The following is a 25,411-nucleotide window of genomic DNA, read 5'->3' on the forward strand; positions in this document are numbered from 1 at the left end:
GTATTTAATGGATTCTGGTATAGGCGGGCGGCATGTGATGCTGCTTGCTTTTTTAAATAATTTTAGTTAAATAACCTGGAGATAATGGGTAAAGGCTACTAACATGGAATAGTACGGAAATTGACTCCAATTGAAAGGAAGAACTATGATCTATGACTGCTTCAGATGGTGCAAAAAACGTAATTTACACAGATTTGAGAGGAAAAGAGCTTCTATCAAATCCTTATTTGAATAAAGGTGTCGCATTTACAAAAGAAGAGAGGGATGATCTGGGGCTTCAGGGCTTGCTGCCAACCCAGGTGCTGACTCTTGATGAACAGGCAACACGTGCGTATGAGCAGTTCTCCAGACGGACAAACAATATGTTCAAAAACGGAGTGCTCTATGATTTATATAATCGTAATGTCGTCCTGTTCTACCGTCTCCTCAGGGATCACTTGAACGAGATGCTGCCGATCATCTATACACCGACTGTGGGTGAGGCGATCCAGCGCTATTCCCATGAATATCATCGTCCGGGCGGCCTCTATTTGACCATTGAAGATCCGGAGGAAATGGACAAGGCATTCGAAAACCTGAATAAGCCCCATGAAGGAATCGATCTGATTGTTGTGACGGATTCTGAGAGTATCCTGGGAATCGGCGACCAGGGCGTCGGCGGGATCAATATCGCGATTGGCAAGCTGGCAGTTTACACAGCGGCAGCCGGCATTGATCCAAGCCGTGTGCTTCCGGTTGTGCTTGATGTAGGGACCAATAATGAGGACCTGATCAAGGATCCTTTATATATCGGAAATAAATTCCCGCGCGTCCGCGGTGAGCGCTATGAGCAGTTTGTCGACCAGTTTGTTGTAACGGCGCGCAAATTTTTCCCGAATGTTCTTCTTCACTGGGAAGATCTTGGCAATGTGAACGCACGGAACATCATGGAAAAGTACGGCAATGAAATCCTGACTTTCAATGACGATATCCAGGGAACAGGGGCTGTTACACTTGCTGCCGTCATGTCTGCCCTGAAGGTGACAGGCGGATCCTTGAAGGACCAGCGCATCCTTGTTTTTGGACCTGGGGCGGCAGGCATCGGAAACGCAGACCAGATGGCAGAAACGATGATCCTTGAAGGTCTTGACCGTGAAGAAGCATATGACCGGTTCTGGGCATTTGACTATCGCGGACTGCTGACGGAAGAAACGCCTGATGTCCTGAAATTCCAAAAGCCTTATGTACGCAGTGCAGAGGAAGTCAAGGATTGGGAAAGAGACGGAGCGTACACGATTCCGTTATTGGAAGTGGTGAAGCGGGTAAAGCCGACGATCCTGATCGGCACCTCCGGCCAGGCCGGCGCCTTCACAGAGGAAATCGTAAGGGAGATGGCCAAGCACGTTGAAAGACCGATCATCATGCCAATGTCCAACCCGACACTCCTAGCTGAAGCGGTGCCTGAGGATCTTTTCAACTGGACAGACGGCAAGGCGCTCATTGCCACAGGAAGCCCGTTTGCGAATGTAGAGTATAACGGAATCAGCCATGAAATCGGCCAGTCCAATAACGCATTTGTTTTCCCTGGCCTCGGCCTCGGAGCGATTGTCGCCAAAGCTGAAATCATTTCAAAAGGCATGTTCGCCGCTGCAGCCAATGCAGTTGCCGAGAAATCAGACAGCAGCACGCCTGGTGCTTCCCTGCTGCCGGCCATCACCAAACTGGCTGACGTCTCAAGGCATGTTGCCATCGAAGTAGCCAAGGCTGCCGTCCAGGAAGGCATTGCCAAAGCGGAGTTCGACGATATTGAACAAGCTGTAGACGATGCTATGTGGAAGCCTGAATATAAACAAATTAAGAGTAAATAGTGGTACAAGGGGGGACAGGTTATGCTGTCCCTCTTTTTTGGGATTAGGGCGGTGCTCTATGTACTGATCGGACACTGTATTGGCCTAATGCGGGACAGTCATGAAAAAAAGGTTTTCTATCAGGATAAATGTGACAGCAGCCTGTGTCCCTGCGGCCCCTTTCATGATATAATAGATTCAACTTTTAACAGAAATGGAGGTTTTCTTTGTGGCAGCCAGCATCAGACTACGTTTTTTCCCAGCTTTGAATCGTTAATTAAATACGTTCAAGGGCTCTGCCTGTGTGCAGGGTAAATGGGATTGGTCTGCCTATTTTTAAGAAAACCTTATTTTACGTTTGATTGTATAAGGAAAGGGAGGACGAGTCTGTCCTCTTTTTTTGCTGTCTTTTTTCATGGCCTTTTGAGTTTTGTCTTCTCTATGGCATTTCTTTTTTAGGACAGACATAACTATATTTTCCATTTACTTTAAACACAGGCGGCCAGTCTGTGTTTTTTTAGTACAAAATAGCATTAAAGGAGAATGGACTATGAGTATGGCAAAAGAAAAGGTATTGGGAATTGCAAGAAAAAATGGTATTGAAGCTAAAGAAGAGCCGCTGGAATTCAATGAGTCGGGGCTTGATTTCCTGGTTGTATTTGTGGAAGATGTCAAGGGAGAGAGATGGGTGCTCCGTTTCCCCAGGAGGGGGGATGTAATACCGTCAACTGCGAAGGAAAAGAGGACACTTGAGCTGGTCGGCTCCTATATCCTGATCCAGACTCCGGATTGGCTTGTATATAACGAGGAACTGATTGCCTATAAAAAGCTGGATGGCGTTCCTGCAGGCACCATTGATCATGAAGCTAAAGCCTATAAATGGGAGCTGGACGTGAATGATTTGCCAGAGAAGTATATAGAGAGTCTGGCAAAAGCCATGGTTTCCCTCCATAAGATTGGGAAGGACGAAGCTGAGGGAGCGAAACTGCCAGTTGAGAGTGCAGAAACGGCGAGAGCCAGTATGATGCTGAGAATGGAAAAAGTGAAGGAAAAGTTTGAAGTACATGACGCCTTGTGGAAAAGGTGGCAGACGTGGGTGCACGATAGCTCGATGTGGCCCAAACAGACTGGTCTGGTGCATGGGGATCTGCATCCCGGGCATATCCTGATCGACGAGGACTCACGGGTGACTGGTTTTATCGACTGGACAGAAGCGTCAGTAACTGATATAGCCAATGATTTCGTAGGGCATTACCGTACATTTGGCAAAAAAGAGCTGGAACGGCTAATCGGCTGCTACAGTGCTGCCGGGGGGGACGTGTGGCCAAACATGGCCAAGCATGTCATGGAGCTTGAAGCAGCCTATCCTGTAGCCATTGCCGAATTCGCCTTGAAATCCGGTCTGGAAGAATATATGGAAATGGCGAAACAGATTCTAAGCCAGGAAAACTTATAAATGCAGCGGGACAGGGGAAGTGCACCTTGTCCCGATTTTTATGGAACATTGTGCATGACCTGCCCCTCAAGATCAATTGCCTATTCTGCCTCATTTCCTGCACTTGCAGGATTTGAACCTTCATCACCAGCAGTGAGCGTGTCCCACGATTGGCTGCTACCGCCCAAAACCGCCTCGCTGATTGGATGTGTATATCTGTTTCTCACCTCAAGCAGATCATCATGGCGGAAAAACATGGTCGGTTCATTCATTTCATCAGCAAGCCTTTGTCCTACAAAGGAAAGCTCCAGTTTTACCGCCTGAAGCTCCACATCACCGACTGCGAAGAAGCGGAGCTGGTCACCGGCATTTCCTCCTATGTCCGGGTCTAAAAAACCGAATGTCCTGTTTCGGCAGCTGCCTGCCGGGATGACAAATACAGCGTCTGGAAAGAGGGTTGATTCGCCAACACCGTCCTCGTCTAATGAACAGACTTCCGCAAACAGCTGAATCCTATAATCTCGATTAGTCGGATTGGAGATGGAAACTCTTACAACGTCAGGCGGACCTCCTGCTGGATCCCCTGAGATTTGGCCCGGAATTTTCATCGGTCCTGTCGTCAAAATATTAAATCGCATTCATTTCACTCCCTTCATAATCAATATATGAAAAGCAGGAAGAAACGAATGGACAAACCTCCTGCAGCTGCAGACTATTTTAGGGCGGAGGAAAGATCTTTTGCCGGCGGGGCAGGAGCTTTGTTTTGTGCCGAAAAGACTGGACTTTTTTCCATTTGTTTGTAAGATAAAGAAAGAAGTTTATAAAGCAGAACTGCACTGCGACTTAAAGGGGAAGCGGATTTGAGAAAGTATAATTCATATATGGATTTCAAGCGTATGATCTATCTGTATATGATTCCTTTGATTCTGTTGGCGATGGTTAGTTATAATCTTATGGAAAATGACTCGGAAGACAATTTAGAAACATATCTGACAAGGATTTTGATAGCTTGGAATATCATCAGCTGGGCTGCTGTTTATAAAAGAAAGTTTTTGCGTGCTTTTGAGCTCGCTACTTTGGCGATCATCAGTGCTGCACATATAGCCATCATATATGATGGTGTCTTTAATTATATCGGAAAGGGGAAGGAAGGGGCATTTGGGGTCTCTGTCATCTGGGTTCCGGCAGTTATTTTGATTTTCTTCCTGATCTTAAGGGCAAAATGGGGCGCTGTTTATTCGCTTTTCATTTTTGTCATTATATTTGCTTTTGGACTGATGAATCTCCCTAATGCCTCTGGCGACAGCCTTGAGTCACTGGCTCAGTTTTATGTGGCCTACCTTTTTTATATACTTGTATTTTATATGGCCCTTCACCTGTTCAAGCTGTTTTCAGAGCTTGAAAGCATGAAGAGGGTCGCCTATACTGACTCGCTTACCGGCATTGCAAACCGGCTTCGAATTGATGGGTGGCTTGAAGAATGGATAAAAAAATCAGAAGGTTTTTCAGTGATCTTCTTTGATATCGACCATTTTAAATGTGTGAACGATACTTATGGGCATGATGCAGGTGATCTTGTCCTCAAACAGCTGGCTTCACTCGTCAGACAACCATTGACGGGTGCTGAGCTTTTTGGGCGCTGGGGAGGGGAAGAGTTTATCATTCTTACCCCAAAGACAGGGGAAAGTGCGGTAAACCTGGCTGAGAAACTGAGAAAGGTGATTATGGAAAGCAGCTTTCCCCCGGCAGGGAATCAGACTGCCAGCTTTGGCGTTGCCCAGTATAAAAAAGGAGATACTGTAGATTCCCTTCTCTCAAGAGCTGACCAGGGACTTTATCAATCTAAACATGAGGGGCGGAACCGGGTGACGTTTGGGGATGAGGGACAGATTTAGTGTCCCTTTTTTGCTGCAGGGACAAGGTACCGGTTTCTCCGTCCGGTGCATTTTTTTAATATCATAGTTAGTAGAACAATGATGAGCAGTACCGTGCTAAAGCTGAACATATTGATATAGACAGCATTAGTGTAGATTGTCATGCCGCTTGTTAACTGACTGACATCGCTGCTTTCAAAATGTGCGGAAAGAGATTTTCTGATGTGGCCCAGTCTTGATTTTCCAATATAAATAGAAATCAGCATAAGAAGGGAAACTGAGAAGAAAACAGCTGCAATCCAGCTGTTTTTAATTGTATTTGGGATAGATTGATAGATCGGCACTATGAGAAAAATAGAAAGAAGGAGCAAGAAGCCTGCAGGCAGGAGACCAATATTTCCGTTGCCGGACATAATGTCAAACCGTTTGATCGTGTAAATTTCGGTAATCATGAAAACGGTGAGATAGGAAAGGGAAAGGCCTATAATCAATATCCAAGCTTTTTTCATGGTATGCTCCTTTTGGGAATGGCTTAGATTTCTGTATAAAGACACTCTTCATTTTTTTTGAACGCAAGGACTGTTTCATCAAACTCATTAAATAGCGAAATATAGCCTTTAGCTGTCTTCAATCCTAATCCTTTTAGTGTGCTGGAGTAACCTCCTTGTGCTGTTTCAATCAAGTCTGCCCCCTCTACTGGACTGCCGGTGAGAGCAGAAGTGCCTTTTATCGCATTTTTTCGCCATTCAAGTCTTAAATCCCAGGATCCATACCATATTATACTTTCATTTACATCAATTGCATTCCAGCTTACAGCGATTTGATCTTTAAACGAACAAAACTCCAGCTGCTGTCCTCCTATTAGTAAGACGACTGGACAATCACCCCAAAATTCACCGCTCGACACTTCGTGGACAGTCCACATCCCACATAGATTTTTATTAACCATGGATCTAAGGCGATTGCCGTGATTCTTTATGAATTCCAAAGAGTCTCCGTAGAAAACTGGCTTATAGTTTTTAATGCCAAGCATGAAGAAGCCTCCTGTATTAATATTCATATTAACTTTAGCAGGAGACACTGCTTTTTGGAAATGCTAATATTTCTTGTTTTTTGAGCCAAGGGACCTGTCCCCCCGGCCTCACAAAGGATTTCCTAATTGGAGTGGAGAATAGTAGTGTCAGGGACTTTGGAAAGGAGCGGGAGCGATGGCGGAGCAGAGTGTCATGGAGATTTATAAACAAAGCCTCGGAAAGTATGATTTGGAACAGCTGAGGCAAATTCCGGCTGGTGGGGTATGGTCTCTTGCGCAGATGTATGATCATGTGATTGTGGTGGCCGATGAGTATTTGGATGAAGCGGAAGCGTGCGCTGCTGCTGAGCCTGTACAGGGCAGAGGGAAAACGGAATTTGGCGAAAAGCTGTTCAGGGAAGGAGGCTTCCCGCCTGTTAAAATCAGGCTGCCGGATGAGATGAACCAGCCGCCGGACAACTCAGGTACTTCAGCTTCCCTGCTCGAAAGGCTTGTGCAGCTGGAAAGAAGGATGAGGGAGCTGGGGGAAAAACTGGATAAGATTCAACCTGACCTTAAAACTGAGCATGGAGGCTTCGGCTGGCTGAGCGCCATGGAGTGGCACGAGCTGGCTGAAATGCATTTCCGGCATCATCTCCGGCAGAAAGGGGAGCTGGAGGAGAGGCTGGGGATTTAAGAGTATGAGTAAAAGGAGCAGTAAATCATGAACAAACTGACTTATGAAACAATAATAGCGGGATTTATGGAGATGGCGAAAAACGATGAAAAGATCCGGGCGGCGCTCATTGTAGGTTCCAGGGCAAGAACGGAGGTGCCGGCTGACGAGTATTCCGACCTTGATCTTGTGGCTATCGTGGAAAACCCGTCTGCATTTCTTAATGATACAGACTGGCTGGGGAAAATAGGGAAGCATTATCTGACATTCCTTGAGAATACTGCCGTTGGGGGAGGAAAGGAAAGAAGGGTCCTGTTTGAAGAGGGGCTTGATGTGGACTTTGCGTTTTTCCCTGTTTCCGCACTGCCGGAGCTTGAGCAGGATCCGGAGCCGCTTGGCGTATTTGCAAAGGGTGTGAGGGTACTGTTCGACAAGGACGGCACCGTCACTGCCCTGGTTCATCAGGCGCCCAAAAACCTGCCTGCCCCTCAGATGCCTGGTTCAGAGGAGATAAGAAATGCTATCCATGATTTCTGGTACCATGCTGTATTGGCTGCAAAGAAAATCAGGCGGGGAGAGCTGCTTGATGCAAAATCGATTTGCGACTCTTATATGAAGCATTTGCTCATGCAGCTGGTACGGACGCAGACCAAGCTTAATAAAGGCCTTGCTTTTGACACCTGGCACGGTAACCGCTTTTTTGAAAAATGGGCTGATCCTGAAACAGTGTCCGCCTATAAAAACCTTTATGGAGTTTATGAAGAAGAGGATGTCTGGAGGGCCCTGCATAATACGATGAGCTTTTTCAGAGAAACTGCCAAAGATGTTTGTGTAAAAATGGATCTTCACTATCCTGAAGAAGGGGATGCATATGCAGCAGGGCTGGTGGAGTCTCTTTATAGCCAAGAGCAGCGGCCAGTGTGAGCCTCGATAATTTCCCTCTATAACTTGTCCGCAATATAGACAGAAGGAGTGTTAAAGGCAGTATCATCCGTACCATCATTGGTTTCCATATAACTGAAAAACAAATTCATAACAACAAACAAAATAATGACCAGAGCCAAAACACCAACAAAGATGAATACGGCTACTTTTTTTCCAGACATCAGGTGTCCTCCTTTTCCTTATTTTTACGTATTATATCACAATGTTCCGCCATTTTGTGGTATACTAATATCCAACTAAGTGCGAAAGGAATGATGGGTGGACGATGGATAACTGATCTTATTTTTTCTTGATTGAAATAGCATATTTCAATTCACACAAAAAATAGGATTAGTCTGCCCATTTTTCACTTATACATCATTCAGCCATTATGATAATGGTTTATTTGCTGATGCAAAGGTACGGCTAATCCTTCCAATTCAATTGGGAGGATTTTTTTGGTTCTCCCTTAAAGAGAGGGATGAGAGTATGAAGGAAATGTTGAAACTGAAAGACATTAGCTATGAAATTATGGATGTAAGCCTATTTGAAGGGGTGAATAGCAGTGTCCTGCAGGGGGAAGTGATCGGCATCATCGGAAAAAATGGAGCCGGAAAATCCACTCTGCTGCAGCTGATCACCGGTGAGAGGCAGCCTTCCAGCGGGCAGATCCAGTGGGTGGGACAGGAAGCTGATATCCTGATGGTAGAGCAGGAAACAGAATCCTATGCTTTAGGGCATCAATCTCCATTGGAAATTAAGCTGCTGGAAAAATGGCAGGTTCCTGCTGTGGGCTATGTACGGATGAGCGGCGGGGAAAAACTGAAGGCCCGTCTCGCAAAAGGCTTCGCGGCAGATGCAGGCCTTCTGCTCCTCGATGAGCCGACCAACCATCTGGATGAGCAGAGCATGGAGATTTTGAAGGAACAGATTGCAGCCTATAAAGGGACGATCATCCTCGTATCCCATGACCGCCACTTTTTGGATGCTGCGGTTTCTAAAATCTGGTCGATCGAGGATAAGCAGCTGATTGAGCATAAAGGGAATTATTCGAGTTATATGGAGGCCCGGAGGCAGAAACGGCTTGCACAGCAGCGGGAATATGAAAAGCAGCAGAAGATGGTCGAGCGGATCGAGGGGCAGCTGAATGAGCTGAGCTCCTGGGCAAACACCGGCCATGCTAAATCGATGAAAGAGGAAGGCTTCAAGGAATATCACCGTGTGAAGGCGAAGCGCCTTGATTCACAGGTGAAATCCAAGCGGAAGCGGCTGGAAAAGGAGCTGGAAAAATCAAAAGCAGCTCCTGTCGCGCCTGAGCATGAGGTCCGCTTTTCGATTTCGGCAAACACAAAGCGGGGCAAGCGGTTTTTGGAAGTGAAGAATCTTGCAAAATCCTTTGATGGGCGCAAGCTGTTTGAAAAAGCGCATTTCACCATCCAGCATGGCGAAAGAGTGGCCATAACAGGGCCGAACGGCAGCGGGAAGACGACTTTCCTGAAAATCGTCATGGGAAAGGAAACAGCAGAGGGAGAGGTCTGGGTGTCGCCGGCAGCCAGTGTCGGCTACTTGACGCAGGAAGTATTCGATCTGCCGCTCGACCAGACGCCGGAGGATCTTTTTTACCGGGAAACGTTTGCGGAAAGAGGGAAGGTCCAAACCTTGATGAAGCATCTCGGCTTTACGGCATCACAGTGGAAGGAGCCGATCGGGAATATGAGCATGGGCGAGCGCGTCAAGTGCAAGCTGATGGAATACATCCTGGAGGAAAAAGATGTGCTCATACTTGATGAGCCGACCAACCATCTTGACCTTCCTTCGCGCGAACAGCTGGAAGAAACCCTGTCAGCCTATCCAGGGACACTACTGGCGGTGTCGCATGACCGCTATTTTCTTGAGAAAATAACCAGCAGCAAGCTCGTGATTGCAGGCGGGACTATTCAAAGGCAATTCGACCAGGAACCGGAAACAAGGGATGACCGGGAAGAGCTGAGGATGAAGCTTGAAGCTGAAAGGCAGGAAGTGCTGGGGAAGCTCAGCTTTATGACGCCGAAAGACAAAGAATATCAGGAGCTGGACCGGAAATTTAATGAGCTTACAAGGCGGATAAGGGAGCTTGGATGAATTTTGTGCGGATATTAGGTTGGGGAAGGGTGCAGGGGACGGATATTAGCAGCTTTCACGATATATTAGCAACTTTTTGATTTTATTAGCAACTTTATCCATATATTAGCAAGTTTCCCGTTTTATTAGCAGCTTCCCAAATATATTAGCAACTCGCCTTTTCAAAAGTCCAAATCAAAAGGAGCCCTGCCGCCGCAGCAGGGCTCCTTTCTGTTGTATCCACAAACCCGGCCTAAAGCACTTTGCCAAGAAAAGCCTTAGTCCGTTCATGCTTGGGGTTGCCGAATAATTCGCCTGGGACATCTTCTTCGACGATATATCCGCCGTCCATGAAGATGACACGGTCCCCGACTTCGCGGGCAAATCCCATTTCGTGAGTGACGACGACCATGGTCATGCCTTCACGGGCAAGATCTTTCATAACCTCGAGCACTTCCCCGATCATTTCAGGATCGAGGGCAGATGTAGGCTCATCGAACAGCATGACCTTTGGCTCCATGGCAAGTGCCCTGGCGATGGCGACACGCTGTTTCTGCCCGCCGGATAATTCGCCGGGGTAGCTGTCCGCTTTTTCCTCAAGCCCTACTTTTCTAAGAAGTTCGAGGGCTTTCTTTTTTGCAGTTTCTTTGTCGACGCCCTTCGTTTTCATTGGGGCCAGGGTAATATTCTGCAGCACTGTTTTATGAGGGAAAAGGTTGAAGTGCTGGAACACCATCCCGACTTCCTGGCGGATTTTATTGATGTTGATTTTAGGATCGGTTATGTCATTTCCATTCACGATGACATGGCCACCCGTAATTTCCTCAAGTTTATTCAGGCATCTCAGAAAGGTACTCTTTCCAGAGCCGGAAGGGCCGACAACACAGACCACTTCCTGCTCTTTTACCTCTGTACTGATATCTTTCAATACTTCGAGTTCGCCGAATGATTTTTTCAGATTATTGACTTGGATTACGCTCATCGCAGCTGATATCTCCTTTCAATAAAGTCGCCGAGCTTGGTGAGCAGGTAGATCAGGATGAAATACATGAGCGCGACCATGCCCCATATTTTAAAAGGTTCATAGGTCGCTGATACGACGACTTGCCCTCTTTGAGTCAGTTCGGCGATTCCGATGACCGACAGGAGGGAGGTGTCTTTCAGGCTGATGATCGCCTGGTTCACAAATGTCGGCAGCATCCTTCTTAAAGCCTGGGGCAGGATGATATAGCGCATGGTCTGCGTACTTGTCAGCCCCAGTGTGCGGGCAGCTTCTGTCTGCCCTTTGTCGATGGACTGAATGCCGGCCCGGATGATTTCAGCTATATAGGCGCCTGCATTGATGGCAACGCCGACAATACCTGCCGTTACAGGCTCAAGCGAAATGAACGAAAGTGAATTCAATCCAAAGTAAATGAAAAATAATTGAACGAGGAAAGGTGTTCCCCGTACTAAGTTGATGAACCAAATGGCGATCCACCTTAAAGGCGGAATCGGGGAAAGGCGGAAAAGTGCGGTGATCAGCCCGATGATGAATCCAAACAGCAGACCGAGAACGGTAATATATGCAGTCAGTTTTAGCCCGGCCCATAAGACAGGAAGGGCTTCTATGAAAATATCCAAATCGCTGCTCCTCTCTTTCTCGAAAAAGACAGCGCGCTTTTGGGGAGCGCGCTGAGCAAATTCTTACTCTTCCAGATAACGTCCTAAAATCTCATCGTATGTGCCGTTATCCTTTATCTTCTGGAGGCCGCTGTTGATTTTTTCCAGCAGCTCCTGGTTTTCGCCTTTTTTTACAGAGATGCCGTACTGGTCGCCGGTCAGGCGGTCCCCGACGGTTTTCAGATCAAGGCCGCTTGTTTTAATGGCGTACGCGATAACCGGATAGTCTTCAATCAGCACGTCTGCGTTCCCGTTGGCCACTTCCTGGAACATGGACGGGCTGTCATTGAATTGGCGGACTTCTTTTATGCCGGCTTCCTCTTTAATTTCCTCGGCATGCTCCGCACCTGTTGTACCATTCTTAACGGCGACCACTTTCCCTTTTAAATCGTCTATACTGGTAATGTCGCTGTTATCTTCTGAAACAACAAGAGTCAGCCCGGCATCAAAATACGGGTCTGAAAAATCAACTTTTTCTTTGCGGTCATCTGTAATGCTCATGCCAGCAATGGCTACATCAAGCTGGTCAGCCAGGATGGCCGGGATGATGCCGCCAAAATCCATAGGCTTTAATTCAATCTCAAACCCTTCTTCCTCTGCAATGGCATTGATGATATCAATATCAATCCCTTTATAATCGCCGCCTTCTTCAAACTCAAACGGAGGATAGGTTGTATCCGTCCCAACCGTATAGGTTTTGCTTCCGTCGTCACCGGAGCTCCCTCCATCACCGCTGCTGTCTGCATCATCTGTGCCGCATGCAGCCAGGACCAGCATCACTAGCATCATAAAGCTGAATAATTGTATTTTTTTCATCTAACCCCTCCCAATCTATTGTCTGATAATTCGCTACATTGACAATGTTAGCAAATGTTTACAGGTAATTTCAAAGGAAAAGGCTTTCAGCACAGAGCTGGGTGGGTAATGTGTCCCGGTTTTGCGTTGTTATTGGACAGGGAGAAAGGCTTTGTGAGGCAGTTTATGTGTGAGGAAGAGGCAGGGGGAAAAGGTCCTGTACCTGCGTCTGTTATGCTATACTTGGAAAAAAACGGGGGAATACCTTCAGTAAGCTAGAGGGAGGCTGGGGTTTATATGCTGGGAAAAGAAGAATATCTTGAGTTCATTTCGGATGAATATCCAGACTTAAAAATAAAAAAGTTTCAAGCAAATGAAAAGGGCTGGGATAACGATATCGTGATCATTAATGAAAGTCTCGTCTTCAGGTTTCCGAAATCTGAAGATGTGATCTTAAAAGTAGAGGCGGAAGGGAAGCTCTTGCATCTGCTGAAAAAGAAACACCCCATCCTGCAGTTGCCGGATTATGAATATTTGTACCAGAATCAAATGTTAAAATGTGTCCGGTATGATTATCTCGAAGGCAGGATGCTGGGCGATATCAGCATGGACTCCTTCAAGAATAACCAGGAAAATGCAAGGCTGCTGGGCGATTTTCTAACTAAGCTGCACTCTATAGACCCTGCAGAGGCAGACACTATGAATCTGAAAACCCTTCATACATTGGAGTACTGGGAAGCCTTGCATTCATCTGTCAGGGAGGAAATTCTCCCTTATCTAAAAGACAGGGAAAAGGATCTGATTAATGGGATATTCAGGGATTTTCTTGAAGAATTCCCTGGCTATTCTATTAAAAAATCTATCATTCACGGTGATTTGACAGCTTCCAATATCATTTACAGCGAAAAGAAGGGCCGTATCAGCGCGGTCATTGATTTTACCGACGCCCAGCTTGGAGACCCGGCATTCGACTTTGCGGGCATTTACTGGGCTTATGGAGAAAACTTCACGAAGGAGGTCCTGTCCTGGTATCAGACGAATGAATCAGCAGATGCCCTCTTCAAAAGGGTTCAGAGCTTTTACGGGCTTCAGCCTATTTTTCATGAGCTCCTTTATGATGTACGGAATGGAAAGAAGCCGGACTGGAAAGCGGGACTGGGAAAGTTTGGAGCCTTAGTGTCATTGGTTTTATAAACAGCGTTGAACTCTTTAAGTGGTATGAATCTATCAAAAGGAGACCTCGATATGGAATTCAAAACGGATATTTTGCAGCTGCGGAAGGGCCCTTATGAAAACGGTGCAGCCTTGGGCAGGCACTTGTCAGGGAAGCCTATAGTGAATGTGTTTAAAAGTATCACAAAGGCTGATATCAATATAGAGAAAATGGAGGGAATCCTTAAAGCTTATTCTCCTCATCTCCTGGATGAATTAAAAGGGATTGCTGACGGCTTGGAGATTCCTTATCATAAGGCAGCAGCACTTTTCAGCGGTTATGATGTGCCCAAGGTGGCTGCCATGGGCTGTACAGCGGTTATGACGAAAGACTTTTATGTGCGCAATTATGATTTCTCCCCAGAGTTCTATGACGGTATCTTCACTCTATCAGAGAATCTGCCGGCTCTTGCGTCAGCCGGCTACAATCTTCAGGCCATCGGCCGGCATGATGGGGTGAATGAAAAAGGGCTCGCGGCAGGGCTTCATTTTGTCAGTCACGATGGCTATCAGGAAGGGCTATCGGCATGGACAAGTGTGAGGATGGTGCTGGATACTTGTGCCACTGTGAGGGAGGCTGCTGAACTTCTGAAGGAAATTCCCCATGCAGCCTGCTATAATTTCTCCCTAGCTGACAGCTTTGGCAATCAGGGGGCAGTGGAGGCAAGCCCCGATAAGGTATTGATAAGACAAGGGCCGGAAGTGTTTCATTCCTGCGTCAACCATTTCAGGTCAGAAGAGATGGCAGGGAAGAATCGTGAGCATATTGATGGGTCGATCAAGCGAACCGGTTATCTCGATTTGGTCGGAAGTAAACAGCTTTCTTTCCAGCAAACCTTCGATCTGTTCAGGGACTCAGAGTCACCGCTGTTTTTTACAGACTATGAAGATCTCTTTGGAACACTGCACACGTTTGGCTACTCTTTTCAGGACTCTCAGATAGTTACTTCTCTCTGCCGTGGAGAAGATCCGCTGCAGATTAATCTAAAAAAGTGGCTTGCTGGGGAAGATCTTGAACAAACAGCAATGCAAGGGAAAATATGAGCCGGATTATTATTAGTCCGCATGCTCATTTACAAATAAAGGATAACGTGAGATAATACAGAAAATTATGAAGGGGTGAAGTAAGTTTATGGAACCAACTAATTGCCAATATTAATTGATTTTAAAATTAATATGAATTTTGTATTGAGTGTTAAAATGCCTAATCTGATTAGGTCTATTTGTTATGCTCTTTATGGAATGATGGCAAATTAGAAGGAAACTTACTTTACTCGACCGGGTTTATAATTTACGGGGATCAGTCCGGCAGCTCTAGGCTGCTCCAGAGGCTGAAATGGGCTTATTTTGTGATGTGCGCATTTCAGGCTTCACTGGCGATAAATTATAATAGCATCCAGGCTGCAGGAAGGGATATCTTCTTGCAGCCTTTTTATATGCGGAAAATTGAATAGTTGGAAGATCTTCTTTGCCTTGTCCATAAAAGTGTAGCAGCCAATATGGATGAAAGAAGGAATAAAAGATGCTCGAATTAAAATTGAACGGAATCAAAAAATATATGGAAGCCACACTGATCATGAGGAAGGTATCGCTTGAAGCATTTGAAGGGGAGAAGATTGGGATTGTCGGGGCCAATGGCTGCGGGAAAAGCACCATTCTGAAGCTGATCGCGGGAATTGAAAAGATGCATTATTATCCGGGTTATCCGCAGACATCCAGTCCCGGCTATGATGAGGGCCTGATTCATTTTCCAAGAGGGGCGAGCAAGGCATATCTGGAACAGTCGCCGGTTTTTCCGCCGGGCTTGACTGTGAACGATGTACTGAATCTTGCTTTCGAAGAAATCGATGAAATTGAAGCACGCATGCGTGAACTGGAGGAGCAGATGAAGGTGCTCACAGATAAGGAGCTTGAAAAAGCCTTGAACCAATACAGCGATCTGGTTATGCAGCTTGAGGCGAAGGGCGGGTACGAGCGGGAAGAGAAGCTGGGCAAGGTGTGCACAGGCCTTAAGTTCAGCGAAAGCTTTTTGAACACAAATTTTGATCTTTTGAGCGGCGGGGAAAAAACGACCGTTGTGCTCGGCAAGCTGCTGATCCATAATCCTGACATCCTCCTGCTGGATGAACCGACGAATCATCTTGATATGGAAGCGATCGAGTGGCTGGAAAGTTATCTGAAAAGCTGCAGGGGCATTGTCCTGATCGTCTCGCATGACCGGTATTTCCTTGACCGCACCGTGACGAAAATAGTCGAGATTGAGGATATGGAATCCATCACTTACAAAGGCAATTATTCTTCTTTTATCAGCCAGAAGGAAGAGAATATGCGGATTCAATATGAGCATTTTCGTGAGCAGCAGAAAAAAATCAACGGGATGGAAAAGACGGTGTCCGACCTGCGCGACTGGGCGATGAGGGCGGATAACAATAAATTCTTCCGGCGGGCAGCGAGCATTCAGAAGAAGCTTGATAAAATGGATATTATTGAAAAGCCTGTTTTCAAACGGAGAAATATGAGGCTGGATATTAAAGCCGCCCAGCGTTCAGGCAAAGAAGTCATCAAAGCTGACAGGCTGTGCAAAAGCTTTAATGATAAGGTTATTTTTAAAAACAGCGGCCTTTTGGTCCAATATGGAGAAAGAGTCGGTCTGCTTGGCTCTAATGGCAGCGGCAAAACCACTTTCCTGAAAATGCTCCTCGGCGAGGTGCTGCCAGATGGAGGCACAGTAGAGCTCGGCGCCAATGTGCAGGCAGCCTATCTGCCGCAGAAAATCGTATTCAATGATGAAGAGCTGACCGTACTCGAGGCCTTCCGGGAGGACATTTCCATTGTGGAAGGAAAGGCCCGCGAGTATTTGGCTAAGTTCATGTTTTATAAAAAAAGTGTCTTCACGAAGGTGAAGCAGCTGTCAGGCGGCGAAAGAATCAGGCTGAAGCTGGCGATGCTATTATACCAGGATATCAATCTGCTGATCCTGGATGAGCCGACCAACCATCTGGATATCCCATCGATCGAAACACTGGAAGCTGCCTTGGAAGACTTTGAAGGAACGATCTTCTTCATCTCACATGACCGTTATTTTATCAACAGAATCAGCGAAAGAGTGGTTGCAGTAGAAGATTATTCGCTGAAAAACTACCCAGGCAACTATGATTCCTATAAAATGATAAAGGAACAAAAAGCCGTCCAGGTGATGCCAGTGCCTGAGGAGAAAAAGAAGAATCAGCATTCTTATCCAAAACAGGACACGTCAGCTGAGAAGGCTGAAGCAAGAATACAGCGGCTTGAGCAGGAATTAAAGGAAATTGATGCCTTCATGGCAGAGGCCGGAAGTGATTATGACAGGCTCAATCTGCTGTATGGCAGGAAAGAGAAATTAAATAAAGAACTGGAGGAAGCCATCGGGCTTTGGCTGGGATGAGAGTTCCTCCGGTTCATCAATAAATTGGGACAGTGTGCCTGTCCCGGTATTACAGGAGTGTGTTAACGTGGATAATAATGATATTTTGATTCGGTGCAGGTATGCAATGGATATTAAGAATAACGATGTAGTGGAGATTTTCAAGCTGGGCGGAATGGAATTTACGCGGGAAGAAGTGCTGCTGATTCTGACGAAATCGCCTGATTTGGAGGATGATGCGGCTCCAGTGGCAACAGATAGGCATATTCCGTGCACAGATGACATGCTGGAAACGTTTTTGAATGGATATATTGTTTTTAAGCGCGGCCCGCAGCAGCCAAGGCCAGGTGAGCCGGAAGCGCCGCAGGTCAGGCTGTCTGACAATGAACATCCTAATAATCTATTGCTGAAAAAGCTGAAAATAGCATTGTCCCTGACAAGTGAAGATATGCTCGATGTATTCAAGCTGGCAGGGCTCACAGTGACTAAAGGCGAGCTTGGCGCTTTTCTCAGGAAAAAAGGCCATAAAAACTATAAAGAATGCGGAGACAATTTTGCCCGTAATTTCTTAAAAGGATTAACGGTTAAATATAGAGGAGAATGACAGGATCATGCTGCACACATTTCAAGGGGAGACGATCAGTTTTCAGATTGTCCATAAAAACAGGAAGTCGGCCGGGATTTATATCGATGGTCTTGGCCATATTGAAATCCGGGTCCCTAAAGGCACAAAGGATGAAAGTGTGCTGAAGCTGGTGGAGGAGAGATGGGATTGGATCCTGGAGAATACCCAGGAAATGAAGGACCGGCTGGAGGGCCCAAAGGAACGGAGCTATGACCGGGATGAGAAGTTCCTCTATCTGGGGAAATCTTATCCTATTGAAGTGACCATGGATGCCGGGGTTGAGCAGGATTATGCTGCAGTGGACGGAGATACGCTGCGCATTTTTGTGAAGCAGCCGGGGGATGAACAGATCCAGCAGGCTCTGAAGCGGTTTTACTATCAGCAGTGCAAAGCGCTTGTTGAAAAAAACATTCAGACCAATCAGCAGCATTTCAAAATGAAGCCGCAATCTATTCGCATCTCCGACAGCCCTACTACATGGGGAACCTGCGACTCCAACCGCCGGCTTACGTTCAACTGGAAGCTGGCCATGGCTCCGCCGAAGGTGATTGAATATGTGGTGATCCATGAAATGTGCCATATGATGCATATGAATCATGACCGCTCCTTTTGGCGCCTCGTCGGGAAGCTGATGCCGGATTATAAAGAGCAGGAAAGATGGCTGGCTCTTTCAAGCTGGCAGATGACGGTTTGAGCGGAGTTTGGGGGACACCAGCCTTGTGGGGCTGGTGTTTTTTAGTTGGCGGGGAGGGTTATTTTGGGCTAGTTGCTAATAAAAAGTGAAAGTTGCTAATATAACTGGAAAGTTGCTAATAAAAAGGAAAAGTTGCTAATATAATCCAAAACTTGCTAATATATCGAAAAAGTTGCTAATAAACATTATCCAGCCCGCAAACATACCCTCTATTTGGGAGTGAGAATGTAAAATTCCTGCCGGCAGGCGCTTTCTAAAGCTAAATTCACCATTATCATCTGCTCAAAGCACATTTTCCCGGTCCGAAACCTGAATCCATCCAAATACTTCACCCCAAACCCACACAAAAAAAGCTGCCCTCCAGCGCAATAAGCACCATCGGGCAGCTTTTTCAAATGATCAGCTGTCTAAAAAGTCGTCTTCCATATAGCTCGGGTTCGGATATTTGTAAAATCCTTCGCCTGTTTCTCTTCCAAGCTTGCCTTTGTCGATATAATCCCGCTTCAGCATTTCAGCCAGTTTGGCGGATTCTGCCATGCCGGCCTGGCCTTTGCCGTTTGCGATATTGTAGGCAGTTGTGACGCCGACGATATCGAGGATGGCGAATGGGCCTTTTGGCGCGCCGGTTGCGATCATCCAGGTTTTGTCGATCGTCTCCGGATCGGCAACGCCATTCAAGAGCAGCTTTTGGCCTGCTTCCAGGAATGGAACAAGCAGTGAATTCAGGATATAGCCGGGCTGTTCTTTGTGCACAGGCAGCGCAACCATGCCGATTGCTTTCGCAAACTCGATGACATCGTCGAATACTTCCTTGCTTGTGCCGGGATGTCCCATTACTTCTGCTGTATTGTTTGTCCAGATTTCATTCGCAAAGTGCAGTGCCAGGAAATGTTCCGGACGGCCTGTCGCGTCAGCAAACTGGCTTGGCAATAGAGTAGAAGAATTAGTGGCAAAGATGGTTTTCTCAGGTGCCACAGACCCGAGCTTTGTATAAAAATCAATCTTGATCTGCACGACTTCTGGAACTGCCTCAATCACGAGGTCGGCATCAGCAACCGCTGCAGCCAGGTCACTGTGGAAGGAAATGCGCTCATAGGCTGAATTTACTTCTTCTTCACTGGATCCAAGGTCCTCCTGGTAGCGCGGCTTCAGCTTCCCGATTCTATCTCTTGCACGGTCAAGTGCCTCGTCGTTGATATCATATACAGATACATTGAACCCTTTAAATGCCGTCTGGAATGCGATCTGGCTTCCAAGCACTCCGCTTCCGGCAACGGTTACATTCTTGTAATTCATAGAAAAAACTCCCTTTCTATTTGTATCATTCATAGATTTACTACCACTCTTATTATAAACCTAAGCTGAGAAATTATAGAAGTATAATGCTTGGGTAAAAAGAACTATACCACCGTTCTTAAATAGGATGATGCACAAAAGTCCCGCACAGTTCTCAGCCTTTAAAAACATCCATCCGCTCCTCCCGTGCATTCCGCGCGTCAACTGAAAAGGGAAAGGGTATAATAAAACTATCGACTGCAAATAGGATTTTTATGTCAAAAACGTAAAGGGGATACAATGACAAACAGCAATAGAACAGGGTGGGAGTTAGATAACAGCTACACACGCCTGCCGGAGATGTTTTTTACAAGCCAGGATCCCAATCCTGTGGAGGCGCCGGAGCTGGCCATTCTGAATGGGCCTTTGGCGGCTTCACTGGGACTGGATGCTGAAGAGCTTCAGAGTAATGAAAGCATCAGCATTCTGGCCGGAAATGAAATGCCTGAAGGAGCGTCGCCGCTTGCACAGGCATATGCGGGGCATCAGTTCGGCCACTTCAATATGCTTGGGGACGGCCGCGCGCTCTTGATCGGCGAGCAGATCACCCCGGAAGGCGACCGCTTTGACATCCAGCTGAAGGGCTCGGGGCGGACACCTTATTCCCGCGGCGGAGACGGCCGGGCGGCACTAGGCCCGATGCTGCGCGAGTATATCATAAGCGAAGCGATGCACAGCCTCGGAATCCCGACGACCAGGAGCCTCGCCGTTGTCACGACAGGTGAAATGATCCGGAGGGAGACCATGCTGCCCGGCGCCATTTTAACAAGGGTAGCTGACAGCCATCTCCGTGTCGGCACCTTCCAGTTCGCCGCGCAATTCGGTGAGAAGGAAGATGTCAAAGCTCTTGCGGACTATGCCATTCTCCGCCACTACCCGGAAATAGAGGGACACGAGCAGCCATATCTTGAACTCCTTAAAGCGGTCATCAGGCGCCAGGCCTCATTAATCGCCAAATGGCAGCTGGCCGGGTTCATCCATGGGGTTATGAATACCGATAATATGACGATCAGCGGCGAGACGATCGATTACGGCCCATGTGCTTTTATGGACACCTACAATCCTGAAACTGTCTTCAGCTCCATCGATGTGCAGGGACGCTATGCCTACGGAAATCAGCCGTACATGGCCGGCTGGAATCTGGCCCGTCTGGCGGAGAGCCTCCTGGTCCTTCTGCATGATGATCAGGACCAGGCTGTTGAGATTGCCCAGAAGGAAATTTCCGGTTTTATGGACATTTACCAGGGCAACTGGCTGGAAGGTATGGGGGCAAAGCTTGGGATCTTCTCTGTTGAAAAAGAAGACAGAGCGCTAGTCGATGAACTCCTTTCCCTGATGAAGGATCATCAGGCGGATTATACGAACACATTCCGGGCCTTAACGATCAGCAGGGAAACAGCTCTAGAGGGCAAGCCGGGGTTTGCCGAGTGGCATGATAAATGGAAGTCCCGTTTGGAAAAACAGGATAGGACACCAGAAGACATCAAAACGCTGATGCAAAACAGCAATCCGGCAGTGATCCCGAGGAACCATAGAGTGGAAGAGGCCCTTGAGGCGGCTGTTGAAGGAGACTACAGTGTGATGGGCAGGCTTCTGAATGTGCTGGCAAAGCCATATTCTCATGCGGAGGCTGACGAGGGATATTGCACTGGTCCCGATGATGATGGAAAAGGCTATGTAACTTATTGCGGAACCTGATCAGCAGGAGCTTGCCCCGATCATGGGGCAGGGCTCTTTTTTTGAAAAAAATCCAAAGGGAGAGTGTGTGTGAATGGATTCAGCCATTGTGAAAACCAAGCAGGGATTTGTAAGGGGTACTGAGGGAGGCGCTGCCACAGTATGGAAAGGCATTCCTTTCGCAAAAAAACCGGCCGGCGAGCTGCGCTTTCAGCCTCCCGAGCCGCCTGAAGCATGGGAAGGAACCCTCGAGGCGAATGAATTTGGCCCTGTTTGTACGCAAAATAAAGATATAGCAGCCATGCTTGGCGCGCCTGCTGACAATATGTCAGAAGACTGCCTGTATTTAAATATATGGGCACCGGCAGGTCCAAGGGAAGGGCTTCCGGTTATGGTATGGATCCATGGCGGCGCCTTTCGGGCAGGTGCCGGGAGCAGTCCTCTCTATGATGGGACAAGTATGGCGGAAAACGGCGGGGTTATTGTCGTCACGATCAACTACAGGCTCGGCGCATTCGGCTTTCTGCACCTTGCCGGAGTGGACAGCAGCTATACAGCGAACCTTGGATTGCTTGATCAGATTGCAGCTTTAAAATGGGTCCGGGAAAACATTGAAGCTTTTGGCGGCGATCCTGAACAGGTGACGGTGTTCGGGGAGTCGGCAGGTGCAATGAGCATCGCCTCTTTACTGGCCATGCCGGCTGCAAAGGGGCTGTTTCAAAAGGCCATCCTGGAAAGCGGGGCATCGCAGATCATCCCGCCGGAGCAGGCTTCCATGATAGCGAAAGCGGTGCTGCAGCAGCTGGGCATTGATGATCATAACATGGAAAAATTAAATGAAGTGCCGGCAGAGGATATTTTGAAGGCTGCGGAGCGGGTCACCGCGGGTCAGGGGCCGGGTATGATCTTCCAGCCGACGGTTGATGCGGAGACACTGCCGGTTCCTCCGCTGCAGGCAATCACTGGAGGAGCAGCAGGTGGGATTCCTGTCATGATCGGGACCAATCATGATGAAGGGGCCTTTTTCTTCAGGCCGGGATCAGCCCCTATGCCAGGCCCTGCAAGAGATGAAGCGATGGCCAAGCTCATTGGTCCGGAGGCGGCGGAAAAGGTGAAAAGGCACTACCCGGCAACAATTGAAGGGGAATCCCAGTTCATGACCGATTTTGTTTTCTGGAAGCCTGCGATTGAATATGCTGCCGGGCAAACAAAGCATGCTCCTGTCTGGATGTACCGGTTTGATTGGCATATTCCCGGGCATCCCCATGTCGGCAAGGCAGCACATGGACTGGAGATTGCATTTGTTTTTTCAAACCTTTTCTACTTCAGCCGGCTTGGCGTCCAAGTGGATGAAACCATACAAAAACTTTCCCGGCATATGCAGTCAGCCTGGATTTCGTTTGCCAAGGCGGGCAATCCGAATGCGGCTGGAGATGACATGAATTGGCCGGCGTACCAGCCGCTGGACCGCTATACCTATATTTTTGACAGTGAAAGCCGGGTTGAAGCTGACCCTTACAAAGAAAAGCGTGAGCTGATTACCGGACGGGGATAATGGCCAGGTTAGTTGTCCCGCTTCTTCAAAAGGCCGGGACAACTAACCTGGCACCTTCGTCCTTTAGGAGGTGCAAAATGAAGTTTCTGGATGGGGCATTGGCTCAGGAGATCGTGGATCGGACGATGCAGATCATCGGCCGGAATATTAATGTGATGAATGAGAAGGGTGTGATCATCGGTTCGGGAGATGAGGCAAGAATCCAGTCTGTCCATGAAGGGGCAGTCCAGGTGATCGGGGCGGGCCGCGGGTTTGAAATTACTGAAGCAGAGGCCGGGCGGCTGAATGGCGTCAGGGCAGGGATCAATCTTCCGATCACCTTCCAGGATCATATCATCGGCGTAATCGGGATCACGGGGGAGCCGGAAGAAATCAGAAGCTACGGAGAGCTTGTCAGAATGGCGGCCGAAATGATCCTTCAGCAGGCTGTTTTGATGGATGAGATGCAGTGGGATGAAAGACTGAAGGAAGAGCTGACGAGCCAGCTGCTGTCTGGGAGTGAAAATCTGGATCCGCTCTATTTTGAAAGAGTGAACCGCCTCGGAATTGACTTGGATATACCGAGGACGGCAATCGTTATTGCAGCCGATGAGCAGACCAAGAGCTATAAATGGATCCGCGACAGGCTGGAAAAGGAAGATTTGTATGTGATGAACCCCGGCTATATCATCCTGCTGAAAAAGGTGATTACAAAACGGGAAGGCTGGGATCATGGCCAAACCATGAACCAGTTGGGAGACTGGCTTTCCGCGCTTGCAGGCAGCCAGGGGCTGCCATGCCAGGCGGCCATCGGCCAGTATCATCCCGGTTTGGAGGGGCTCTCCAGATCATACCGGGAAGCTGTACATACGCTGGAGGCGGGAAGGAAGCTTGACCCGCAGCAGGCACTTTATTTTTATGAAGATTATAAGCTGCCAGTCTTTGTTGCCAGGGCAGCAGAGCTCGGGATAGCAGGAGCGTTCCAGCACCATGCCGCAAACTTAAATCAGCATGACAAAAAAGGCGAGCTGCAGGAGACTTTGAGGATTTATATTGAAGAAAATGGGGACAGCAGCTCTGCGGCAAGCCGCCTCTATATACACCGCAACACACTGAGATACCGCCTGGAGCGGATCAAGGAGCTGACCGGAAAGGATCCGCGCTCCATAAAGGATCTGCTGGAACTCTATCTATCTCTTTTGCACAACCAGCTTAGGTGAATTGTGCATATGCACAAAAAGGTCCGGAAATACCGGGCCTTTATTTTATACTTTGAACAATGTAAACCTTTGCGGAAACGCTTACAATGAAGCTAACATCTTTTAAGGGAGGAATCATCTTGGAAGCCACCATTCAAGTAAGCGCTTTAGGGGCCATAGTCGCTTTAGCTGTTGCCATACTATTGATATTGAAAAAGGTTTCCCCGGCCTATGGCATGATTACCGGTGCTTTAATCGGCGGCCTGGTCGGCGGGGTTAATATAACCGATACAGTCACTTTAATGATGGAGGGTGCCAAAGGCATCATCCCTGCGGTTCTGCGGATTTTGGCTGCCGGCGTCCTGGCCGGTGTGCTGATTGAATCTGGGGCCGCGTCCGTCATTGCAGAAACGATTGTGAAGAAGCTCGGTGAAACGAGGGCATTGCTTGCATTGGCGGCTGCCACGATGATTTTGACAGCGGTAGGCGTGTTTGTCGATGTGGCTGTCATCACGGTAGCACCAATCGCACTGGCCATTGCGCAAAGAGCAGGGATCAGCAAAACGGCGATATTGCTGGCCATGATAGGCGGTGGAAAGGCCGGCAATATTATGTCGCCGAACCCGAATGCCATTGCAGCATCAGATGCATTCAATATCCCGCTGACCAGCATTATGGCAGCCGGGATCATCCCTGCAGTCTTTGGTCTTGCGATGACCTATTTCATTGCGAGAAAGCTTGTGAATAAAGGGACTGCCATTTCTGCAAGCGAAGTTGCCCCGCACACTGGAGGCGCGCTTCCGCCGTTTTGGGCCGCACTGATCGGACCTGTCGTTACTATCATTTTACTGGCATTGAGGCCATTATTTGATATCAGCATCGATCCGATGATTGCCCTGCCGCTTGGAGGGATTGCGGGAGCGATTGTGATGGGCAAAGCAAGGAAGATCAATGATTTTGCCGTCTCAGGACTCGGGAAAATGACAGGCGTCGCCATCATGCTGCTTGGAACAGGCACATTGGCGGGAATCATCGCCAATTCAGGGCTGAAGGATGTTCTTATAAATGGACTTGAGGCCGTCGGTCTGCCAGGGTATGTGCTTGCACCTGCATCCGGGATCTTCATGTCGGCTGCCACCGCTTCGACAACGGCAGGTACAGCTGTAGCAAGCCAGGTATTCAGTTCAACCATCCTGGAAATGGGCGTCAGCGCCTTAGCAGGCGCAGCCATGGTCCATGCGGGAGCAACTGTCCTTGACCATCTGCCGCACGGAAGCTTTTTCCATGCAACAGGCGGAAGCGTCAATATGGAAATGAAAGAACGTTTGAAGGTCATGCCGTACGAATCACTGGTGGGACTTACAATGGCGGTAGTATCTACTCTCATTTACGGTGTATTTCAGCTGTTCGGATAAGATTCAAAAACAG

23 protein-coding genes are annotated in these 25,411 nt (G+C 47.9%); 15 read left to right on the plus strand and 8 right to left on the minus strand.

The window, feature by feature from the left end:
- Positions 1 to 152: 152 nt before the first annotated feature.
- Together ABU165_RS18065 and ABU165_RS18070 are read left to right on the plus strand one after the other, a co-directional pair.
- Positions 153 to 1,847, plus strand: coding sequence for an NAD-dependent malic enzyme (locus tag ABU165_RS18065; protein ID WP_318060771.1), 1,695 nt, complete (start codon positions 153 to 155; stop codon positions 1,845 to 1,847).
- A gap of 529 nt (positions 1,848 to 2,376) precedes the next feature.
- A complete protein-coding gene (locus ABU165_RS18070; protein ID WP_396349991.1) occupies positions 2,377 to 3,282 on the plus strand; it encodes a macrolide 2'-phosphotransferase in 906 nt (301 codons plus the stop codon).
- A gap of 80 nt (positions 3,283 to 3,362) precedes the next feature.
- Here ABU165_RS18070 and ABU165_RS18075 read toward each other — a convergent pair whose 3' ends face one another.
- The gene (locus ABU165_RS18075) at positions 3,363 to 3,899 is read right to left on the minus strand and encodes a hypothetical protein (protein WP_129613467.1); all 537 of its coding nucleotides are present in this window, start codon (positions 3,897 to 3,899) and stop codon (positions 3,363 to 3,365) included.
- Positions 3,900 to 4,121: 222 nt separating this feature from the next.
- On the opposite strand from ABU165_RS18075, the gene ABU165_RS18080 reads away from it, so the two are divergent.
- Positions 4,122 to 5,156 (plus strand): GGDEF domain-containing protein, encoded by a 1,035-nt coding sequence (locus ABU165_RS18080; protein WP_224951294.1) that lies wholly within the window; start codon positions 4,122 to 4,124, stop codon positions 5,154 to 5,156.
- Here ABU165_RS18080 and ABU165_RS18085 read toward each other — a convergent pair.
- Both ABU165_RS18085 and ABU165_RS18090 read right to left on the minus strand, forming a co-directional pair.
- The gene (locus ABU165_RS18085) at positions 5,153 to 5,644 is read right to left on the minus strand and encodes a hypothetical protein (RefSeq protein WP_248138968.1); all 492 of its coding nucleotides are present in this window, start codon (positions 5,642 to 5,644) and stop codon (positions 5,153 to 5,155) included. The two genes, ABU165_RS18080 and ABU165_RS18085, sit on opposite strands and share 4 nt — an antisense overlap.
- A gap of 23 nt (positions 5,645 to 5,667) precedes the next feature.
- Positions 5,668 to 6,168 carry a hypothetical protein gene (locus ABU165_RS18090; protein ID WP_318060770.1) on the minus strand — a complete coding sequence of 167 codons (501 nt, stop codon included), beginning with the start codon at positions 6,166 to 6,168 and terminating at the stop codon, positions 5,668 to 5,670.
- A gap of 175 nt (positions 6,169 to 6,343) precedes the next feature.
- Between ABU165_RS18090 and ABU165_RS18095 the strand changes: the two genes are divergently transcribed.
- Together ABU165_RS18095 and ABU165_RS18100 are read left to right on the plus strand one after the other, a co-directional pair.
- Positions 6,344 to 6,844: a DinB family protein gene (locus ABU165_RS18095; RefSeq protein ID WP_009791877.1), complete on the plus strand. Its 501-nt coding sequence runs from the start codon at positions 6,344 to 6,346 to the stop codon at positions 6,842 to 6,844.
- 27 nt (positions 6,845 to 6,871) lie between these two features.
- Positions 6,872 to 7,747, plus strand: a complete 876-nt coding sequence (locus ABU165_RS18100; protein WP_009791876.1) for an aminoglycoside 6-adenylyltransferase — start codon at positions 6,872 to 6,874, stop codon at positions 7,745 to 7,747.
- Between the two features lie 17 nt (positions 7,748 to 7,764).
- Here the strand turns inward: ABU165_RS18100 and ABU165_RS18105 are convergent, their stop codons facing one another.
- Positions 7,765 to 7,929 (minus strand): hypothetical protein, encoded by a 165-nt coding sequence (locus tag ABU165_RS18105; RefSeq protein WP_009791875.1) that lies wholly within the window; start codon positions 7,927 to 7,929, stop codon positions 7,765 to 7,767.
- Positions 7,930 to 8,236: 307 nt separating this feature from the next.
- On the opposite strand from ABU165_RS18105, the gene abc-f (ABU165_RS18110) reads away from it, so the two are divergent.
- On the plus strand, positions 8,237 to 9,868 hold the full coding sequence (abc-f, locus tag ABU165_RS18110) for a ribosomal protection-like ABC-F family protein (RefSeq protein WP_318060769.1): 1,632 nt from the start codon (positions 8,237 to 8,239) through the stop codon (positions 9,866 to 9,868).
- A gap of 232 nt (positions 9,869 to 10,100) precedes the next feature.
- On the opposite strand, the gene ABU165_RS18115 is transcribed toward abc-f (ABU165_RS18110), so the two are convergent.
- The 3 genes from ABU165_RS18115 to ABU165_RS18125 form a co-directional block, all read right to left on the minus strand.
- Positions 10,101 to 10,829 carry an amino acid ABC transporter ATP-binding protein gene (locus tag ABU165_RS18115; RefSeq protein WP_094768811.1) on the minus strand — a complete coding sequence of 243 codons (729 nt, stop codon included), beginning with the start codon at positions 10,827 to 10,829 and terminating at the stop codon, positions 10,101 to 10,103.
- Positions 10,826 to 11,470, minus strand: coding sequence for an amino acid ABC transporter permease (locus ABU165_RS18120; RefSeq protein ID WP_009791872.1), 645 nt, complete (start codon positions 11,468 to 11,470; stop codon positions 10,826 to 10,828). Before ABU165_RS18120 ends, ABU165_RS18115 begins: the two co-directional genes overlap by 4 nt.
- A gap of 63 nt (positions 11,471 to 11,533) precedes the next feature.
- Complete coding sequence (locus ABU165_RS18125) at positions 11,534 to 12,325, minus strand: transporter substrate-binding domain-containing protein (RefSeq protein WP_101551562.1); 792 nt, start codon at positions 12,323 to 12,325, stop codon at positions 11,534 to 11,536.
- A 276-nt stretch (positions 12,326 to 12,601) separates the two neighbouring features.
- On the opposite strand from ABU165_RS18125, the gene ABU165_RS18130 reads away from it, so the two are divergent.
- From ABU165_RS18130 to ABU165_RS18150, 5 genes are all read left to right on the plus strand, one after another.
- Positions 12,602 to 13,498 carry an aminoglycoside phosphotransferase family protein gene (locus tag ABU165_RS18130; RefSeq protein WP_318060768.1) on the plus strand — a complete coding sequence of 299 codons (897 nt, stop codon included), beginning with the start codon at positions 12,602 to 12,604 and terminating at the stop codon, positions 13,496 to 13,498.
- Positions 13,499 to 13,549: 51 nt separating this feature from the next.
- A complete protein-coding gene (locus tag ABU165_RS18135; protein WP_318060767.1) occupies positions 13,550 to 14,560 on the plus strand; it encodes a C45 family autoproteolytic acyltransferase/hydrolase in 1,011 nt (336 codons plus the stop codon).
- A gap of 478 nt (positions 14,561 to 15,038) precedes the next feature.
- The gene (gene abc-f, locus ABU165_RS18140; protein ID WP_318060766.1) at positions 15,039 to 16,940 is read left to right on the plus strand and encodes a ribosomal protection-like ABC-F family protein; all 1,902 of its coding nucleotides are present in this window, start codon (positions 15,039 to 15,041) and stop codon (positions 16,938 to 16,940) included.
- Positions 16,941 to 17,007: 67 nt separating this feature from the next.
- Positions 17,008 to 17,523, plus strand: a complete 516-nt coding sequence (locus ABU165_RS18145) for a YehS family protein (protein WP_094768816.1) — start codon at positions 17,008 to 17,010, stop codon at positions 17,521 to 17,523.
- 7 nt (positions 17,524 to 17,530) lie between these two features.
- Positions 17,531 to 18,238, plus strand: a complete 708-nt coding sequence (locus ABU165_RS18150) for a M48 family metallopeptidase (RefSeq protein ID WP_318060765.1) — start codon at positions 17,531 to 17,533, stop codon at positions 18,236 to 18,238.
- Positions 18,239 to 18,637: 399 nt separating this feature from the next.
- On the opposite strand, the gene ABU165_RS18155 is transcribed toward ABU165_RS18150, so the two are convergent.
- Positions 18,638 to 19,534, minus strand: coding sequence for a 3-hydroxyacyl-CoA dehydrogenase (locus ABU165_RS18155; RefSeq protein ID WP_101551575.1), 897 nt, complete (start codon positions 19,532 to 19,534; stop codon positions 18,638 to 18,640).
- Positions 19,535 to 19,813: 279 nt separating this feature from the next.
- Here ABU165_RS18155 and ABU165_RS18160 point away from each other — a divergent pair, with 279 nt between their 5' ends.
- From ABU165_RS18160 to ABU165_RS18175, 4 genes are all read left to right on the plus strand, one after another.
- Positions 19,814 to 21,271: a protein adenylyltransferase SelO gene (locus ABU165_RS18160; RefSeq protein WP_101551577.1), complete on the plus strand. Its 1,458-nt coding sequence runs from the start codon at positions 19,814 to 19,816 to the stop codon at positions 21,269 to 21,271.
- Positions 21,272 to 21,344: 73 nt separating this feature from the next.
- A complete protein-coding gene (locus ABU165_RS18165) occupies positions 21,345 to 22,805 on the plus strand; it encodes a carboxylesterase/lipase family protein (RefSeq protein WP_101551579.1) in 1,461 nt (486 codons plus the stop codon).
- A gap of 77 nt (positions 22,806 to 22,882) precedes the next feature.
- Positions 22,883 to 24,004 carry a sugar diacid recognition domain-containing protein gene (locus ABU165_RS18170; protein ID WP_180827399.1) on the plus strand — a complete coding sequence of 374 codons (1,122 nt, stop codon included), beginning with the start codon at positions 22,883 to 22,885 and terminating at the stop codon, positions 24,002 to 24,004.
- 86 nt (positions 24,005 to 24,090) lie between these two features.
- Complete coding sequence (locus tag ABU165_RS18175) at positions 24,091 to 25,398, plus strand: GntP family permease (RefSeq protein ID WP_101551583.1); 1,308 nt, start codon at positions 24,091 to 24,093, stop codon at positions 25,396 to 25,398.
- Positions 25,399 to 25,411: the final 13 nt, after the last annotated feature.

It is taken from the genome of Cytobacillus sp. T106, from assembly GCF_040492155.1.
Lineage (GTDB): Bacteria > Bacillota > Bacilli > Bacillales > Cytobacillaceae > Bacillus_AB > Bacillus_AB infantis.

Excerpts from the sequence above, each read along its gene's own strand:
- ABU165_RS18070 (WP_396349991.1), top strand. The coding sequence starts at position 2,377 with ATGAGTATGGCAAAAGAAAAGGTATTGGGAATTGCAAGAAAAAATGGT.
- ABU165_RS18075 (WP_129613467.1), bottom strand. The coding sequence starts at position 3,899 with ATGCGATTTAATATTTTGACGACAGGACCGATGAAAATTCCGGGCCAA.
- ABU165_RS18105 (WP_009791875.1), bottom strand. The coding sequence starts at position 7,929 with ATGTCTGGAAAAAAAGTAGCCGTATTCATCTTTGTTGGTGTTTTGGCT.
- ABU165_RS18150 (WP_318060765.1), top strand. The coding sequence starts at position 17,531 with ATGCTGCACACATTTCAAGGGGAGACGATCAGTTTTCAGATTGTCCAT.
- abc-f (WP_318060766.1), top strand. The coding sequence starts at position 15,039 with ATGCTCGAATTAAAATTGAACGGAATCAAAAAATATATGGAAGCCACA.
- ABU165_RS18085 (WP_248138968.1), bottom strand. The coding sequence starts at position 5,644 with ATGAAAAAAGCTTGGATATTGATTATAGGCCTTTCCCTTTCCTATCTC.
- ABU165_RS18165 (WP_101551579.1), top strand. The coding sequence starts at position 21,345 with ATGGATTCAGCCATTGTGAAAACCAAGCAGGGATTTGTAAGGGGTACT.
- ABU165_RS18155 (WP_101551575.1), bottom strand. The coding sequence starts at position 19,534 with ATGAATTACAAGAATGTAACCGTTGCCGGAAGCGGAGTGCTTGGAAGC.
- ABU165_RS18115 (WP_094768811.1), bottom strand. The coding sequence starts at position 10,829 with ATGAGCGTAATCCAAGTCAATAATCTGAAAAAATCATTCGGCGAACTC.
- ABU165_RS18170 (WP_180827399.1), top strand. The coding sequence starts at position 22,883 with ATGAAGTTTCTGGATGGGGCATTGGCTCAGGAGATCGTGGATCGGACG.
- abc-f (WP_318060769.1), top strand. The coding sequence starts at position 8,237 with ATGAAGGAAATGTTGAAACTGAAAGACATTAGCTATGAAATTATGGAT.
- ABU165_RS18095 (WP_009791877.1), top strand. The coding sequence starts at position 6,344 with ATGGCGGAGCAGAGTGTCATGGAGATTTATAAACAAAGCCTCGGAAAG.
- ABU165_RS18090 (WP_318060770.1), bottom strand. The coding sequence starts at position 6,168 with ATGCTTGGCATTAAAAACTATAAGCCAGTTTTCTACGGAGACTCTTTG.
- ABU165_RS18125 (WP_101551562.1), bottom strand. The coding sequence starts at position 12,325 with ATGAAAAAAATACAATTATTCAGCTTTATGATGCTAGTGATGCTGGTC.
- ABU165_RS18135 (WP_318060767.1), top strand. The coding sequence starts at position 13,550 with ATGGAATTCAAAACGGATATTTTGCAGCTGCGGAAGGGCCCTTATGAA.
- ABU165_RS18065 (WP_318060771.1), top strand. The coding sequence starts at position 153 with ATGACTGCTTCAGATGGTGCAAAAAACGTAATTTACACAGATTTGAGA.
- ABU165_RS18160 (WP_101551577.1), top strand. The coding sequence starts at position 19,814 with ATGACAAACAGCAATAGAACAGGGTGGGAGTTAGATAACAGCTACACA.
- ABU165_RS18100 (WP_009791876.1), top strand. The coding sequence starts at position 6,872 with ATGAACAAACTGACTTATGAAACAATAATAGCGGGATTTATGGAGATG.
- ABU165_RS18175 (WP_101551583.1), top strand. The coding sequence starts at position 24,091 with ATGAAGCTAACATCTTTTAAGGGAGGAATCATCTTGGAAGCCACCATT.
- ABU165_RS18130 (WP_318060768.1), top strand. The coding sequence starts at position 12,602 with ATGCTGGGAAAAGAAGAATATCTTGAGTTCATTTCGGATGAATATCCA.